We start from the raw sequence: 15,912 nt of genomic DNA, 5'->3' as shown, positions 1-15,912 counted from the left end.
TGTTTCATGTTGTGAGAAAACGTTTAACGCGTTGATGTCAAAGGCTATGATCAGGCAGCTCAAAGTGATAGTTATCCGATAGATGATGTTTTTTAAGAGCTTGAACGATGATTGGCAACCGTGGGGTAATCTTGGTTTTAGAAAAATACGCGTAAAAAATTATTACATTTACTTTTTGGTTGATGAGAATAGAAAAGAAATTCAAATACTCGCGGTTATTTACGTTAGAAGTTACTAGGCTAGGCAACTGGAACAATTGTAATGTAAACGTGTTATTAAGCAGGTCTTAAACCTTTTTGCAATATTTTTCTATCGTTAAAAAGTGCACCCACTATACATAGTGTGCACTTGAAAAGAGTGTAGCCATACTAGGAGTTCTCTAAATCCACGTTGAGACTATAGTATTGATGTCAAAGGCTGATTAGGTGAGTGTGTTTTATAACGTTCGAAATTACGCTACTTCGTTCGTTACTTTTCTAATACAAACGCGCATTAGTTGTTTGTGTCGTTAACAATACTTTCTATATTTCTGCCTGAGTAGAATATGCGAATAACTGTTACAGTCATTTGGTTTTCGTCTACTTGGTAGAAAACAGTGTAGTTGTCGACTGGAACTCTGCGTATTCCTTTAGAACACCAAGGTTCCCAATTAATAAGCGTATATCGCATAGGCATAGTCTCAAGAGAACGTATAGCATGCTTAATGCGGTTGACTTGTTTTTCCGCCGTTTTTGGAACTTGTAATGTGAAGCGAATATACTCGTATAATTCGCTGAGATCAAGGAACGCTTGCGGAGAATAAATGACGCTATAGGTTGTGCTCATACGCCGTATTTCTTAGCGAAGAATTGGTCTACTTCATCTGCACTATATTGTTTGCCAGTTGAAATAGAGTCGATGCCTTTTTGTAATTCTGCATCCAGTTCGGCTCGAGTTAAATTACCTAAAGTAAGCGGTTCTTCTTGCTTATTAGTTGGCAATCGGAGTTCAAAAGGCATACCTTTTTGTAAAACAATCTGGCTGTAAAGCATTTGGATTGCTGAAGATGGTGTTATTCCAAGTTGGTTCAATATGTTTTCGGCGTTTTCTTTAAGATTTGTATCGATTCTTGCATATACAGCGTTCGTGTTTGTCATTGTGTTGGCTTCCTTTCTGACCTTATTTTACAAAATTCTTGCAAGCATATGCAAGCGAATGAAAGCAAAAGTTTAATCACTATTCAGATTATAGCTTTCCGTTGTTGTATCTTCGGATTCAAACTCAAGCTATTAAGCCAATTTTAAGCCTTTTAACGATAGCCTTTTCCTATCGTTAAAAAGTGCACCCGATATCCATAGTGTGCACTTGAAAAATAAAAAATTTTTCTTTAATAAAGCTTGTATGTGTGGTTTTTTTTTTAATAGTAATACTATTAAAGCTAAACAAACTATTATGGATTCTAATTTTAATAGAATTGTATTCTTATTAGAATCACATATTAAGAATAAGGAGAACTTATGAAATTAATTAGACCAGATAGTAAATATATCCAAGGTTATATAGAAGCAAATGAAGAAGATGAAATTTTTAGGCCGAATGCAGAAAGACGTTTTAGAAACTATGAGACAATTATAGAGAGTTCTTATAACATTGAACATGGTATAAATTTACCTGAAAATTATGTTAGAGCTACTACATTTTGGCTGATAGATAATGAAAAATTTATTGGTGAAATTAATATTAGGCATGAATTAAATTCTTTTTTAATTAACTATGGTGGTCACATAGGATACGAAATTAGACAATCTGAATGCATGAAGGGCTATGGAACAAAAATGCTTTCTATGGCACTTACATATTGTAAAGAGACTTTGAATCTGCATAAGGTTTTGATTACGTGTGATGATGACAATATTGGCTCCATACGAGTTATAGAAAATAATGGTGGAATTTTGGAAAACAAAGTGAAAAATAGCTTATCAAGAGGAAATGTTACGACAAGAAGGTATTGGATTAATATATAGGAAAAAGATTAAATTTTATCTATACTAACCACTCAATCGTGGCTTAGGACAATTTTTAAACATTTTGTGCAATCAAAGCACTATATTCCGTGATTGCATTTTCTGGAGAAAGATGATGAGTGAGACGAATGTAAGGCCAGTGCTTTTCAAGCATGCTTTTTGGGGTCATGTGATTACAGAAACTGTTGCTGGCATTTGCACGCTTATTATTGCGTTGCTTGTACAACAGTTCATAGGGCACCGCGTACTAGGTTGGGAAACTGTGGCAATACTCGCACTGAGTGTTGTGGTGTTTTCGCTGCTAAGCACAGCGTATCTGCAGTGGGATAGGCATAGCAGACCAGATGACGGATCTGGCGATTTGCTTATCGGAATCATCGATTTCGTACTCAGGCTGCTGGTGACTTCCGGTATTGCTTTATTGCTTGTTTCCAATACTACGCTGCTAAGCATTATTATTGGCGCAGCGATTACTAGTGTGTTGCTGTTTGTTTTTGAAAAACCTTGGCAGCCAGGTATGACGGATGCGCAATTACAGGAAGCTTCAAAGAAATCGGTTGAGCTTGGCGTTCAAATGCTTGAAGAAGAGCGCGTAAAGCGCGCCGAGGCGAGAAACATGATTGCATTACAGCATGAGAGCGCAGGTAAAACAGACACTCCTAGAAGTACGTCTCTAACATTCTCCTCGTTAATCGTTGCGAATATGCTGATGGAAGCAGTATATGCTGTTGTCACATTTTTGCTTGCATTGATGCTGCAATGGTGGATGCTTGCTAGTATCGCTGGCTGGCGCACGCTACTCGTCATATTCTTGGGCAATATGCTATTTTCTTGCGCGGCGGCTGCGATTATGGTTCTGATGGGCGCATTGAAGGCTGATCAACAGAAATGCCTAACAAAAAGTTGGCCTTTCTTGGCTATTGTTGTACTGCTTCGACTGCTGATCTTCGGTGTTCTCGCTTGGCTTCTTACACCGAGCTTAGTATGGGTAAGCGTAGTTGTTGGCATTGTGCTTACCAATATTGTTCTCGTTATCAAGTGGCACCCACGGAGAAGAACCGCAGTAGCCGCATAAGATTTTATAAGACTGTTTTCTTCTCTTTTGAGCAAAAGGCTCTACGTACGTGGAGTGTGTCGTATTGATGTCACGTGTGGATTAGGTGGGTGCATTTTTGCCCTTGTGTAGCAGGGCTTAGCGAGGTCTATCGTTAAAAGGTTTAGCGTGTGGCGGCTTTAGGCTGGGTTCTCGTAGTTTTTGAACGTGTTTTGGCTGTTTCTTACTCGAATGCCTATTGATTTAGTTGCTTATGTTTTGGGGAACAAATCGGTGTAAAAATTGTAAAAAAGTTCCCTACACTGTTTGATCTCTCATGGTAAAGGCTTGTTGGTTATTCCAGAAAATAGGGTTCCTGAGTTTAAGAAGTTGCTTGTTGAATATTATGAAGGTGAAGATTTGCAGGTAATTGCTTCGTTTATGAGGGAATATTGTTGGAAGCATTAAACGAGCATGATGATATTGATCCTTCTGGTTCTTCTGTTTCGTGAACCTTGCTGTTTATGAAAATTATAGTTTGATAGTGAACGAAGAGATTAGCGTTGATAATCTAGACAAATTAATAAAAAAAAATAGTATATTTATTAAGATTATTACAGTAATCAGAGCGAAGGGTAGATCTTGTTTACTTAATAGTCTGTTTTATAATCATTTGATACAGAGTCGTGTTAACGAAAAGGAGACTAGTAGTGTTATGAGAAGTAAAACTATTTTTTGTAAAACCATTTTTCAAAGTTGTCTTGTTGTGCTTCTGCTGCTAGGTACTATCTTTTCTCTTGCGGGATGTTCCGACGATGATGAGAAGGCGGCGCTTGCGTCGTATCATTGGGAAACGGTGGCGGTGTCTCGGGAAGAGTTTCGTATGCCAGAAAACTATATGAATAAGGATGAGTTGTATCTATTTGTGTCGCGCGATATTCTTGATTCTCACTATGATTTGTCTAAAGTCACTCTTGGAGATAAGCGTATTAAGTTAGTTGACTCATCGTTCAATTTACCTGGTCCAGGACTTAAATCTTTATTTTTAGTTGGGAAATTTGATTTAAAAGACAAGCCAGGCTCTGATGTTCTTAAAGTACCAGGGCTTAATAAAGCAGGTAATGTTGCTGTAGGTTATAAGAAGAAATAGTGATATTTTGCACTTGATTTGAATCGTTTCCCTGATGATGAATTAGTTAATGAAACTTGTAGATTAGAGGGTTTGGAATGAATATGTATGTTGGAGGTATATGTTAAATAGGGTTGTATCTCGTTACGATTCGTTCGTTGCGAAGCATCAACGTACAAAAGGTGCTTTAGTATATTTTATAGTTCTTATGCCGCAGGTGTTATCAGTTTTTATTACTGGTTTGATACAGCTTGCTGGAATGTTGCTGCTTATTTATACGATGGGATCGTTGCATTCTGCTTCGACGCTGCTTGAAGGGTTTGTTGCGTTTAAGTTGGCGTTATCTTTCTTCTTACAAGCATTTGGTTTTATTGCTAAAGATCGTTGTGAAATGCTTCTTATCGCTTTGTTTCGTCAGCTTACTTTCCATCGTTTTGTGCGTTTATCTGTTCAGAATAATGATGATGAAACATTGCAGTCTTCGGCATTAACATATCCAAATCAGATAAGTCAGATAGCTTATGGTGTTGATTTTGTGTTATCAATATTGCAGTTTATTATTCTTTTTGCTATCTGTGTTGTTCAATATCACGAGAATAGTATTGTAGCGGTTTTACTATTAGTTCTATTATGCGTTGGTAATTTGTTCCTTATACGTTGGATTGGCGTATTGTGGAAGAACTATGTGGATTTAGAAGGTAAACGTCGTAATCTTCTCAGTAAAATTATTGATAAACTTCCTCACGCTTCAAGAGTGTATCGTTATAATGTTGGTATTACAGCGATTGAAGATGCACGTAAAGCAGAAGAAAGAGTGCTTTATAAGCGCATATTTCCTCAATTATTGAGTAATATTGTCGAGCAAGGTGGGTTGACATTACTGCTTGCTGGTGTTGTTCTTGTTCATGTAACTATTTTTCCAAATGCGTTGTTTAATGTTGGAATTCTTTTTGCGATTAAATATTTGTATGGCGCCATGCAGAATAATATTGTGAATTATCGCGTGATTCGGCTTGCTCTTCCAATGGACAAGGATTTAGTGCAATTAGAGCAAAATGCTATGAATAATACTCTCGCGGATGCTACTAATATTTCTGATTCTGTTGTGTTTGATAATAAGTTCGCTCTTTTGTCTAAAGAAGCTGGCTCGGCGTTGAATGCGTATGATTCTATTGTTAGCAGTAGTAAAATATTGGTGCCTTGTAATCCTATTATGTCGCAGGGGCTTATTGAAGCTTGGTTTGATATTGCGAGCGATGATACTCGTCGGAAGTACGAAAACTTCTTGCGTTTATTTAATGTGTCGCGTGAGGTTGCGGATAGGTTTTTGCATAATCCTGAAACGTTATCTGTTGGTGAGCGTCAACGCGTGGTGCTTGCTATGGCGTTTGCTCAAGACGTGGAATATTTGGTGCTTGATGACGTGTTTTCTGTGTTAAATCCAGAGCTTCGAGAAACAGTTTCACAAGTTATGCTAAGTTCTCAAGTTCATCATATTGTTTTATTTGCACGTAATCCAGAGTATATTCCTTGCGTGTTTTATGGTAACAACTCTAAGCAAGTCACGCATAGTGTGGTTGAAGAAAATCATTTGCAGAATACTTGTAGTGATAAAACTATGCAAGCGGATTGTGTGGAATCGAAAATTCCTACAGGTGCAGAATCACGTGGTAAGTTCATTAGAACTGTGCGCGAATTGTTCTCCGCTAGTATTGTTTGTTTGCCTATAGCAACAGTACTCATAGTTCTTGCTGAGTTAATGTTTGTAGAGAATATTGCTACGAACACCAGCTTAAATATGCTTCAGTCTTCTGCATTGCTTGCAAGCTTGCTTATTGTCGTTGGCATTATTGCTCTTAATTTTCCTGTATATGCTGTGCCAATTGTGCGGCTTACAAAACTGCATAATCGTTTGATTATGCGTTTGCATAAGTATTCAAATATTGATAATAAAGGTGATGTTTTAGGTAGACTTGGGGATGATTTTTCTGACTTACAGATGAGTATTCCAAGTGCTATTGCACACGTTATTTTTATTATTGTTCAAACAGTAATAGTTCTTGCTATGACAATTGCTGCAGTACCGCAGTACGTATACATAATGATTATTATGGTGCCGTTATCTTGTCTAATATGGTATGCCGGTTCTCGATTACTTAATACGGCTGCGGATAAACAAGCGCAATATCGCGATAAGTTTTTAGGAGCATTATCGTCGTTATTATCAACGCGAAGCTTACCACAAGGTGCTATTTTTGATAGTTCGCGCAAGTATCATTATGCTTCGTCAGAAAATAAGTATTGGCAGCGTATGCGTCGTTTTATCAATATTTACACAGTGAGAAATTGCATGATGCAAAGTCTCTCTTTAATATTGGAATTTTCAATACTTTATATGCTTACAGTATCATCAATGAATTTTGCTTCTGCTAGTGCTGTGTTGTATTTTGTGGTAATGCTGTCGTCAAGCTTGGAAAATGTGATTGAAACTTTGCAAGATTCAGGTGTTTTAACTCAGACTGCTCAACGAGTTTTCAGTTTGGAAAATTATGAGCGTAAGCAGCAAGCGTATAAGAGGAATGAATTAGCATATCAGAATCTTAGTAAAACTATTGCTGATAGTGATATTTCTTCAGTTGCTATTATTGGCGCTAGTGGTGCTGGTAAATCAGTATTGTTGCGAGATTGGTTTGATCATAACAATACTCAGAATTGTATGCTGATTGAAGATTACTTATTTGATGATAACGGTGCTATTGTTGCTCCAGATTTCACGTCGCTCACAAAGTGTATTGGTTCTCAGCAGCGAACTGTTGTTATGTTGGATGAGACGTTCAAAAGTGTAACTGATGCTGATGGTTGTAGTGAACGTGAAATAATCGTGCGAGCTATCAGATGTGCTAAAACGAGGAATAACAAGCTTGTAGTTGTGTTGCACGCGCAAACTAATTGTGATGTATTTGATAAAGTGATTAATTTTGATGAATATTAAGAATCCAAAAGTACTGTGAGTTGCGTTCGTTGATACGTTACTGATGGTGAATGTGAGAATACAGGAAAATATTAAGCAGCAGGCGGAGCAGATTTTGGAAACTATTGGAATTCCTAGGGCTACTGCTATTGACATGTTTTATCGTCAAATCATTCTTAATAAGGGTATTCCGTTTTCGCTTACTATTCCGAAGTCGCTTCCAGCACAAGATGATATGGATGAGAAAACGTTTAACGCGTTGATGACTAAAGGTTATGATCAGGCGGCTCAAAGTGATAGTTATCCGATAGATGATGTTTTTGAAGAGCTTGAACGATGATAGGAAACCGTGGGGTAATCTTGGTTTTAGAAAATTAAACCTTTTAACGATAGCTTTTTCTATCGTCAAAAAGTGCACCCAATATCCATAGTGTGCACTTGAAAAAAGTGTAGCTATACTCGTAAGTTTCCTAAATCTCACGTTTAGAACGTTTGCTTGATGTCACGGGATGTGTATTAAAAGCATACGAATTGCAGACGTTTGAATAAAGATGTTTTATTTTTTTTTTTAATTATAAAGCCCAAAAGTGAATTTTTAATTTGTTTCGATTATAATAGAAACAACTATAAAAAACAATAAATTTATCGACTATAATCGAAATTGTAAGCAAAGCTGTAATCGAAAGGTGTGAGGATATGTCATATATATTACGTAAAAAATATCTTAATAAGATCAAACCTTTTATTGACAAGCCTATTGTGAAGGTGATTACAGGTATGAGACGAGTGGGAAAGTCCACTTTGTTAAAAATGATTCAATCTGAATTGCTTGTAGACGTTCCTCAAAGTCGTATTATTTATATCAATTTAGAATCAGCTCAATACTTATCTGTGAAAAATGATTTTGATCTGCAGAGATTAATTACGGAACGTAGTCAACAAATCGAAGGTAAAATATATTTTTTCTTTGATGAAATTCAATTAGTTTCTCACTGGGAACGTGTTATAAATGCGCTTAGAGTTGATTATGATTGCGATATTTATTTGACTGGTTCTAACTCAAAATTATTGTCCGGCGAGCTTGCCACCTTGCTTGCAGGGCGTTACGTAAGTTTTGAGGTGCTTCCTTTTACTTTTAGCGAATTCGTGAATTTGTATCAAAGTTTGAATTTAAGCATACAGGAATTATTTCAGCTATATATCAAAATTGGTGGTATGCCTCCTCTTCATTATTTTAATGGGGAAGAGGAACCGAGTTTTAGATATTTAAACGACATTTATAATACTGTTGTTGTTAAGGATATACTTGAATACAATTCGATCCGAGATGTTGGCGTATTTAATCGCATTTTACTTTTTTGTTTAGATAATGTTGGACAAAGTTTTTCGGCTAATAGTTTACGTAAATATTTTGTTAGCGAAAATCGTAAAGTTTCAGTTGATACCATTTTGAATTACTTGAATTTTTGCCAAGCGGCGTATCTTCTAAAAAAAGTTCCACGCTATGACAGTGTTGGCAAAAAGTTACTGACGGTTGAGGAAAAATACTATGTAACAGATCATGGTTTTAGACAAGCAGTAGGTTTCTCAAATGTTGCATCAATTGAACGTATTCTAGAAAATATTGTCTATATTGAGCTTTTGTCTCGTGGTTTTCAGGTTCAAGTTGGTCGTATTAATAATCAAGAAATCGATTTCATTGCTACTAGACAAGGTGAGACTGAGTATTATCAAGTCTCTTATTTGATGGCTAGAGAAGAGACTCGTAGCCGGGAATTTGGTGTTTATCGATTGGTTAAGGATAATTATCCTAAATATGTTTTGTCGATGGATACAATGAATTTTTCGCAAGAAGGGATTATACACAAATATTTACCAGATTTTCTTTTGGAAGATAATGCGTAATCTGCTTGATTTTGCTCTTATGTAGATTATGTTTCGCGATGGCTATTATTAAAAGGTTTAGCGTGCGGCAGTTTTTAGACTGGCTTGGCGCGGTTTTTGAGCGCAGTTTGCCTGTTTGTGGGAAGATATCAACGCTCTAGGGTTGAGTGCACAGGATGTTAACGTTAAAAGGTGCACACACTTTGCACCCAGCTGTTTATGTTCGGGAATGTGGTTTAAGAACAATTTTTATATTGCAGTTTTGTCAAAAATTGTTTTTATTGATTTTATTATCGTTTATTTGAATATATTCAAAGATGGTTCTTCTTAAATAAGATATGTTTTGAATCACAATACAAGAGTTTGTATGTGTAAGTGATCAGCAATATAGAAAAAGGAGCTGGGTTTGTGACTCAGCTCCTTTTTCTAATTATTTTCAATTATTAGTTTACTTTTGTTTAATTTTGTAGGTGAACTTTTTACTCGCGATTCTTCTTGCGAGAGAAGAATGCTGCTGCAGCTCCCAGTACAGCAATCATTGCGCTGATCAATCCTACTCGTTCCACTTCAGCACCAGTGTTTACTAATTGGGACGAATGCTTTGCAGGAACCTTGTTGCCGGACTTAGTAGATGCGTTGGAACCTGAAGCACCAGTGGATGCATCACCAGATTTGCCGTTGCCAGCATTACCGGTTTCAGCGTTACCAGCGCTGTTAGCATTATCAGTGCTACTTGATCCATTGGTGCTATTTTGAGCGCCGGAATCTGTAGAGCTGCTACCACCAGTAGTAGATCCGCTATCTGAACCGTCATTGTTAGACGTGGAATCGTTACCCGAATCAGATTCAGAACTATTGTTGTTTCCAGTCTCAGAACCAGAACCAGAATCGGAACCTGTTCCAGAACCAGAACCAGAATTTCCGTTGTTGGTTCCTGTTTGACCAGTTTTTTCGTCACTATTGGTACCGTTCTTAGAGTTTTTAGCTGTTACATCACTATTGTCTTTGACTTTGTTTGCTGGAATAGTGACTTCACCAGTGGTTTCGTTAACGGTTACGCCATCTGGAGTGTTTCCATCAATCTTCCACTTGTTGTCATTGCCTTTCTTGACAGTGATGGTCTTCGGGGTGGTTTCATTTTCTGGCGTATAAGTGATTTCCAGAGTATCAGTACCAGTTGCTGGAGTGATCGTGGCTGAGCCTTGATCGTTTCCGCTTGTTGGGGTAGTGACGGTTGGAGCAGCTGGCTTAGTTGTTTCAGGAGCGGTTGGGTTGGTTCCTGTTTGACCAGTTTTTTCGTCACTATTGGTACCGTTCTTAGAGTTTTTAGCTGTTACATCACTATTGTCTTTGACTTTGTTTGCTGGAATAGTGACTTCACCAGTGGTTTCGTTAACGGTTACGCCATCTGGAGTGTTTCCATCAATCTTCCACTTGTTGTCATTGCCTTTCTTGACAGTGATGGTCTTCGGGGTGGTTTCATTTTCTGGCGTATAAGTGATTTCCAGAGTATCAGTACCAGTTGCTGGAGTGATCGTGGCTGAGCCTTGATCGTTTCCGCTTGTTGGGGTAGTGACGGTTGGAGCAGCTGGCTTAGTTGTTTCAGGAGCGGTTGGGTTGGTTCCTGTTTGACCAGTTTTTTCGTCACTATTGGTACCGTTCTTAGAGTTTTTAGCTGTTACATCACTATTGTCTTTGACTTTGTTTGCTGGAATAGTGACTTCACCAGTGGTTTCGTTAACGGTTACGCCATCTGGAGTGTTTCCATCAATCTTCCACTTGTTGTCATTGCCTTTCTTGACAGTGATGGTCTTCGGGGTGGTTTCATTTTCTGGCGTATAAGTGATTTCCAGAGTATCAGTACCAGTTGCTGGAGTGATCGTGGCTGAGCCTTGATCGTTTCCGCTTGTTGGGGTAGTGACGGTTGGAGCAGCTGGCTTAGTTGTTTCAGGAGCGGTTGGGTTGGTTCCTGTTTGACCAGTTTTTTCGTCACTATTGGTACCGTTCTTAGAGTTTTTAGCTGTTACATCACTATTGTCTTTGACTTTGTTTGCTGGAATAGTGACTTCACCAGTGGTTTCGTTAACGGTTACGCCATCTGGAGTGTTTCCATCAATCTTCCACTTGTTGTCATTGCCTTTCTTGACAGTGATGGTCTTCGGGGTGGTTTCATTTTCTGGCGTATAAGTGATTTCCAGAGTATCAGTACCAGTTGCTGGAGTGATCGTGGCTGAGCCTTGATCGTTTCCGCTTGTTGGGGTAGTGACGGTTGGAGCAGCTGGCTTAGTTGTTTCAGGAGCGGTTGGGTTGGTTCCTGTTTGACCAGTTTTTTCGTCACTATTGGTACCGTTCTTAGAGTTTTTAGCTGTTACATCACTATTGTCTTTGACTTTGTTTGCTGGAATAGTGACTTCACCAGTGGTTTCGTTAACGGTTACGCCATCTGGAGTGTTTCCATCAATCTTCCACTTGTTGTCATTGCCTTTCTTGACAGTGATGGTCTTCGGGGTGGTTTCATTTTCTGGCGTATAAGTGATTTCCAGAGTATCAGTACCAGTTGCTGGAGTGATCGTGGCTGAGCCTTGATCGTTTCCGCTTGTTGGGGTAGTGACGGTTGGAGCAGCTGGCTTAGTTGTTTCAGGAGCGGTTGGGTTGGTTCCTGTTTGACCAGTTTTTTCGTCACTATTGGTACCGTTCTTAGAGTTTTTAGCTGTTACATCACTATTGTCTTTGACTTTGTTTGCTGGAATAGTGACTTCACCAGTGGTTTCGTTAACGGTTACGCCATCTGGAGTGTTTCCATCAATCTTCCACTTGTTGTCATTGCCTTTCTTGACAGTGATGGTCTTCGGGGTGGTTTCATTTTCTGGCGTATAAGTGATTTCCAGAGTATCAGTACCAGTTGCTGGAGTGATCGTGGCTGAGCCTTGATCGTTTCCGCTTGTTGGGGTAGTGACGGTTGGAGCAGCTGGCTTAGTTGTTTCAGGAGCGGTTGGGTTGGTTCCTGTTTGACCAGTTTTTTCGTCACTATTGGTACCGTTCTTAGAGTTTTTAGCTGTTACATCACTATTGTCTTTGACTTTGTTTGCTGGAATAGTGACTTCACCAGTGGTTTCGTTAACGGTTACGCCATCTGGAGTGTTTCCATCAATCTTCCACTTGTTGTCATTGCCTTTCTTGACAGTGATGGTCTTCGGGGTGGTTTCATTTTCTGGCGTATAAGTGATTTCCAGAGTATCAGTACCAGTTGCTGGAGTGATCGTGGCTGAGCCTTGATCGTTTCCGCTTGTTGGGGTAGTGACGGTTGGAGCAGCTGGCTTAGTTGTTTCAGGAGCGGTTGGGTTGGTTCCTGTTTGACCAGTTTTTTCGTCACTATTGGTACCGTTCTTAGAGTTTTTAGCTGTTACATCACTATTGTCTTTGACTTTGTTTGCTGGAATAGTGACTTCACCAGTGGTTTCGTTAACGGTTACGCCATCTGGAGTGTTTCCATCAATCTTCCACTTGTTGTCATTGCCTTTCTTGACAGTGATGGTCTTCGGGGTGGTTTCATTTTCTGGCGTATAAGTGATTTCCAGAGTATCAGTACCAGTTGCTGGAGTGATCGTGGCTGAGCCTTGATCGTTTCCGCTTGTTGGGGTAGTGACGGTTGGAGCAGCTGGCTTAGTTGTTTCAGGAGCGGTTGGGTTGGTTCCTGTTTGACCAGTTTTTTCGTCACTATTGGTACCGTTCTTAGAGTTTTTAGCTGTTACATCACTATTGTCTTTGACTTTGTTTGCTGGAATAGTGACTTCACCAGTGGTTTCGTTAACGGTTACGCCATCTGGAGTGTTTCCATCAATCTTCCACTTGTTGTCATTGCCTTTCTTGACAGTGATGGTCTTCGGGGTGGTTTCATTTTCTGGCGTATAAGTGATTTCCAGAGTATCAGTACCAGTTGCTGGAGTGATCGTGGCTGAGCCTTGATCGTTTCCGCTTGTTGGGGTAGTGACGGTTGGAGCAGCTGGCTTAGTTGTTTCAGGAGCGGTTGGGTTGGTTCCTGTTTGACCAGTTTTTTCGTCACTATTGGTACCGTTCTTAGAGTTTTTAGCTGTTACATCACTATTGTCTTTGACTTTGTTTGCTGGAATAGTGACTTCACCAGTGGTTTCGTTAACGGTTACGCCATCTGGAGTGTTTCCATCAATCTTCCACTTGTTGTCATTGCCTTTCTTGACAGTGATGGTCTTCGGGGTGGTTTCATTTTCTGGCGTATAAGTGATTTCCAGAGTATCAGTACCAGTTGCTGGAGTGATCGTGGCTGAGCCTTGATCGTTTCCGCTTGTTGGGGTAGTGACGGTTGGAGCAGCTGGCTTCACGGTTATGGTTAGAGTTGCGGTGCCGGTTTTTCCTGCCGAGTCGGTTACAGTGAAGGTTAGAGTATGTGTGCCAACTTCCTTCGGCTGCATGTTCTTAACAGTAAGATCCAACACTTGTTCCTGATCAGTGTCAGTGGTTTTTGAAACTTTTGCACGACCACCAATGATATCAGCATTTTGAAGCAGATTGGCGTTCATTAGCGCCTGTAAAGTGTTGACTGCTTCAACCTTTACATCATCTTTAGCAACAATGTGAATCTTCAGATCTTGCCCAACTGTTACAGGCGATGAAGTAGCAGTAATTGTTGGTTTTTCATTATCCTTAGGCGCAGTAGCTTGTTTTGTATCACTTTTTTCTGAAGTTAGGTTAAACCCTGGAGTTGTTACTTTAGGACCCTTTTCATCAGGCTTCGTTACAGTAGTTGTTGCATACACATCGCCTGCAGGAATTCCATCCTTAACTGTAATCTCCGCTTTACCATTCTTAATCGTTGTAGTAGAGCCGATTTCATTGCCATTTTTATCAAACAGTTTAACTGTTGCAGTAACCTTAGCGTCGGTAGGAATGCCGCTTCCAACAGATACTGTTACTTTCTGCTCTTTCTTTCCAGCAAGATTAGTCAGATTAGTGTCGATAACTGGCTTCTTTGGTTTAACATTGATGGTTACATTTGTAAAACTCTTGGAATTATCGGAGTATTCTCCCTTAATACTAGGGGTAAATACGCCAACTGTATCAGTGTTTGGAGCAGGGAGGCCGTTCCACTTTAAGGCTGGCTTATCTTTAAGCTTGTCTCCGTCTGTAATCTCAACAAGTTTGTCGATTTCTGTCAATTGCGGTAATGTTCCACCAACGGTAGTATCAATGGTTTTACCGCTAAGAGGATGTTCTTCAGCAAGTGTTTTCTTTTTAGTAACTGTGACTTTAACTTTGCGTGTGGTAACGTTGCCAGAGCCATCCTCGGAAGTAATAGTTACTTCCTTGTTGTCCATTTTTTTAGTAACTTTGATGTCGCCTGATGAAAGCGGATTACTTTCGCTTCCAACACCTTGCTTGGTTATAGGAGTGCTCTTTAAACCAGAAATGCTAAACTTCTCAATATAACCCTTGTTATCGGTGGTAGTGAAGCTTAGTTTATCGCCTGTATTAAGTTGAATGGTCTGATTGTCAGCTATTTCAGTGCCATTGTAATAAATTTTTGGCGCTGTGCTGTCATTCTTGTGACGTTTTAAGTTTTTATCTTGGTCAGATTCTGGATCTCGTCCAGAAAGCCACACGTAGGACGAGCTTGTTGTTCTTCCATATGTTGCAGAATCTGCCCAAGTCCAAGCATTATGTATATTAGCGTACTTTTCATCATACGTCGTAGCTTTTTCGTTAATTGCTGTATCGTTAAGCTTTACTGCGGCATGCATATGGAATGCAAGATTTACTTCTGAAGTTTGAATACCTATTCCATAATTCTTACCGCTATATGGGAACTCTGGGTAAGTTGCTTTACCAATAGCGTAATCATCGTGATTCTCATGGAATAGATTGCTCATATCTGTTTCATATTTTTTATCGCTTACCAGGTTTGGTCCTAAACTATATTGGAAGCTTGAAGAATTCTTACGATTGCCGCCGAAATTTTTTTCATGATCATTTGGGAAGTTTATAGTTGTTGACTGATTGTCTACTTTTTCAAACTTGGCAAAATCGCGCGAAAGAGTAAAGTTCATCTTGCGTTTTATTTTGTCATTTTGTGATGCATCTTTAAGTTTGTAAGCGTCAAAACGTAAGTCGCGAATTGTGTCGTTTTCGAACGAACCATCGGACTTTAACTTAGCAATTTGGTACGGTACTTGCCATATATACCACTGCCTGTTTGAGAGATTTACCATCGATTGGGCATCATTGTTGAAGAATACGTCGAATACGAGATATTTAGCACCATCTATTGTTTCGATATGTGCATACATATCTGTTTTTTTAATCAGAGTATTATACTCATCGCTACCATAATCGTTGGAATTAAATGTCTTTTTATCTTTACTTTCATCATTAGTAGAACGATAACGCTGGAACTCAAGAATACTAGGAGTTTTAAGCCATTCTGGATTGTTAACAACTACATCAGCTTCACGATCTTGATACACAGCACCGGTGCCATTCGTAAGCCTTTTAGCTGTTGCAGTGTACGTTGGTGTAGAAATTGGTGTGCGCGCCGTAACAGCCATGGCAGGCTGGCTGCCTAAGCAGGTTGCTGCTGTCAACAAAGCAGCCATTGTTGCTAACGGAAGCGTGTGTACTTTGTGTGCAGAACGCTTTCTAGAAGATTTTGATGATGATGTATGTTTTGAAGGATTAGTGGTTGTCATAACAATCTCCTTAATTTTCCCTAACCTTTAATGAATTTTCAAACAAATAAAATAAATAGAACGAATTCTATGACAAATTTCTCCAATGCCAGTAATAAAGCTCTCTATTTAAATGGGTCTATTTATAAAATTCTATCATTTTTTGTTATTTTTTCATAATATTTTTCAGTTTG

General features: G+C 39.0%; 11 protein-coding genes and 1 pseudogene. 9 read left to right on the top strand and 3 right to left on the bottom strand.

Going from position 1 to position 15,912, the window contains the following annotated elements; all coding sequences use genetic code 11:
* Positions 1 to 13 precede the first annotated feature (13 nt).
* Together HXT60_RS04265 and HXT60_RS04260 are read left to right on the top strand one after the other, a co-directional pair.
* A pseudogene (locus tag HXT60_RS04265) lies at positions 14 to 96 on the top strand (toxin-antitoxin system protein); the annotation flags it as partial.
* The gene (locus HXT60_RS04260; RefSeq protein WP_004114756.1) at positions 83 to 238 is read left to right on the top strand and encodes a hypothetical protein; all 156 of its coding nucleotides are present in this window, start codon (positions 83 to 85) and stop codon (positions 236 to 238) included. The pseudogene HXT60_RS04265 and the gene HXT60_RS04260, both read left to right, overlap by 14 nt.
* Positions 239 to 492: 254 nt before the next feature.
* Here the strand turns inward: HXT60_RS04260 and HXT60_RS04255 are convergent, their stop codons facing one another.
* Both HXT60_RS04255 and HXT60_RS04250 read right to left on the bottom strand, forming a co-directional pair.
* Positions 493 to 825, bottom strand: coding sequence for a type II toxin-antitoxin system RelE/ParE family toxin (locus HXT60_RS04255; RefSeq protein ID WP_004113282.1), 333 nt, complete (start codon positions 823 to 825; stop codon positions 493 to 495).
* Positions 822 to 1,136, bottom strand: a complete 315-nt coding sequence (locus tag HXT60_RS04250) for a type II toxin-antitoxin system RelB/DinJ family antitoxin (RefSeq protein WP_004114757.1) — start codon at positions 1,134 to 1,136, stop codon at positions 822 to 824. The genes HXT60_RS04255 and HXT60_RS04250 overlap by 4 nt, the downstream gene beginning before the upstream one ends.
* Before the next feature lie 360 nt (positions 1,137 to 1,496).
* Here HXT60_RS04250 and HXT60_RS04245 point away from each other — a divergent pair, with 360 nt between their 5' ends.
* The 7 genes from HXT60_RS04245 (at position 1,497) to HXT60_RS04215 (ending at position 9,041) form a co-directional block, all read left to right on the top strand.
* Positions 1,497 to 2,003, top strand: coding sequence for a GNAT family N-acetyltransferase (locus HXT60_RS04245; RefSeq protein ID WP_004117498.1), 507 nt, complete (start codon positions 1,497 to 1,499; stop codon positions 2,001 to 2,003).
* 115 nt (positions 2,004 to 2,118) lie between these two features.
* The gene (locus HXT60_RS04240; RefSeq protein ID WP_048729997.1) at positions 2,119 to 3,078 is read left to right on the top strand and encodes a hypothetical protein; all 960 of its coding nucleotides are present in this window, start codon (positions 2,119 to 2,121) and stop codon (positions 3,076 to 3,078) included.
* 285 nt (positions 3,079 to 3,363) lie between these two features.
* Positions 3,364 to 3,504 (top strand): hypothetical protein, encoded by a 141-nt coding sequence (locus HXT60_RS04235; RefSeq protein WP_180947076.1) that lies wholly within the window; start codon positions 3,364 to 3,366, stop codon positions 3,502 to 3,504.
* Positions 3,505 to 3,751: 247 nt separating this feature from the next.
* The gene (locus HXT60_RS04230; RefSeq protein ID WP_162860833.1) at positions 3,752 to 4,186 is read left to right on the top strand and encodes a hypothetical protein; all 435 of its coding nucleotides are present in this window, start codon (positions 3,752 to 3,754) and stop codon (positions 4,184 to 4,186) included.
* A gap of 187 nt (positions 4,187 to 4,373) precedes the next feature.
* Entirely contained in the window at positions 4,374 to 7,157 is a 2,784-nt protein-coding gene (locus HXT60_RS04225) for an ATP-binding cassette domain-containing protein (protein WP_421790829.1), read from the top strand.
* Between the two features lie 43 nt (positions 7,158 to 7,200).
* Positions 7,201 to 7,476 (top strand): type II toxin-antitoxin system RelB/DinJ family antitoxin, encoded by a 276-nt coding sequence (locus HXT60_RS04220; protein ID WP_174190673.1) that lies wholly within the window; start codon positions 7,201 to 7,203, stop codon positions 7,474 to 7,476.
* Between the two features lie 356 nt (positions 7,477 to 7,832).
* On the top strand, positions 7,833 to 9,041 hold the full coding sequence (locus HXT60_RS04215) for an ATP-binding protein (RefSeq protein ID WP_103013163.1): 1,209 nt from the start codon (positions 7,833 to 7,835) through the stop codon (positions 9,039 to 9,041).
* Between the two features lie 458 nt (positions 9,042 to 9,499).
* Here HXT60_RS04215 and HXT60_RS04210 read toward each other — a convergent pair whose 3' ends face one another.
* On the bottom strand, positions 9,500 to 15,739 hold the full coding sequence (locus HXT60_RS04210; protein ID WP_421790826.1) for a hypothetical protein: 6,240 nt from the start codon (positions 15,737 to 15,739) through the stop codon (positions 9,500 to 9,502).
* Between the last annotated feature and the right edge of the window lie 173 nt (positions 15,740 to 15,912).

The organism is Gardnerella sp. KA01002, from assembly GCF_049244015.1.
Lineage (GTDB): Bacteria > Actinomycetota > Actinomycetes > Actinomycetales > Bifidobacteriaceae > Bifidobacterium > Bifidobacterium vaginale.
This window is presented reverse-complemented; position numbering and strand designations above follow the sequence as displayed.

What these genes read in the sequence shown, in the direction of transcription:
- HXT60_RS04260 (WP_004114756.1), top strand. Translation starts at nt 83, where the DNA reads ATGATGTTTTTTAAGAGCTTGAACGATGATTGGCAACCGTGGGGTAAT.
- HXT60_RS04255 (WP_004113282.1), bottom strand. Translation starts at nt 825, where the DNA reads ATGAGCACAACCTATAGCGTCATTTATTCTCCGCAAGCGTTCCTTGAT.
- HXT60_RS04250 (WP_004114757.1), bottom strand. Translation starts at nt 1,136, where the DNA reads ATGACAAACACGAACGCTGTATATGCAAGAATCGATACAAATCTTAAA.
- HXT60_RS04245 (WP_004117498.1), top strand. Translation starts at nt 1,497, where the DNA reads ATGAAATTAATTAGACCAGATAGTAAATATATCCAAGGTTATATAGAA.
- HXT60_RS04240 (WP_048729997.1), top strand. Translation starts at nt 2,119, where the DNA reads ATGAGTGAGACGAATGTAAGGCCAGTGCTTTTCAAGCATGCTTTTTGG.
- HXT60_RS04230 (WP_162860833.1), top strand. Translation starts at nt 3,752, where the DNA reads ATGAGAAGTAAAACTATTTTTTGTAAAACCATTTTTCAAAGTTGTCTT.
- HXT60_RS04225 (WP_421790829.1), top strand. Translation starts at nt 4,374, where the DNA reads ATGCCGCAGGTGTTATCAGTTTTTATTACTGGTTTGATACAGCTTGCT.
- HXT60_RS04220 (WP_174190673.1), top strand. Translation starts at nt 7,201, where the DNA reads ATGGTGAATGTGAGAATACAGGAAAATATTAAGCAGCAGGCGGAGCAG.
- HXT60_RS04215 (WP_103013163.1), top strand. Translation starts at nt 7,833, where the DNA reads ATGTCATATATATTACGTAAAAAATATCTTAATAAGATCAAACCTTTT.
- HXT60_RS04210 (WP_421790826.1), bottom strand. Translation starts at nt 15,739, where the DNA reads ATGACAACCACTAATCCTTCAAAACATACATCATCATCAAAATCTTCT.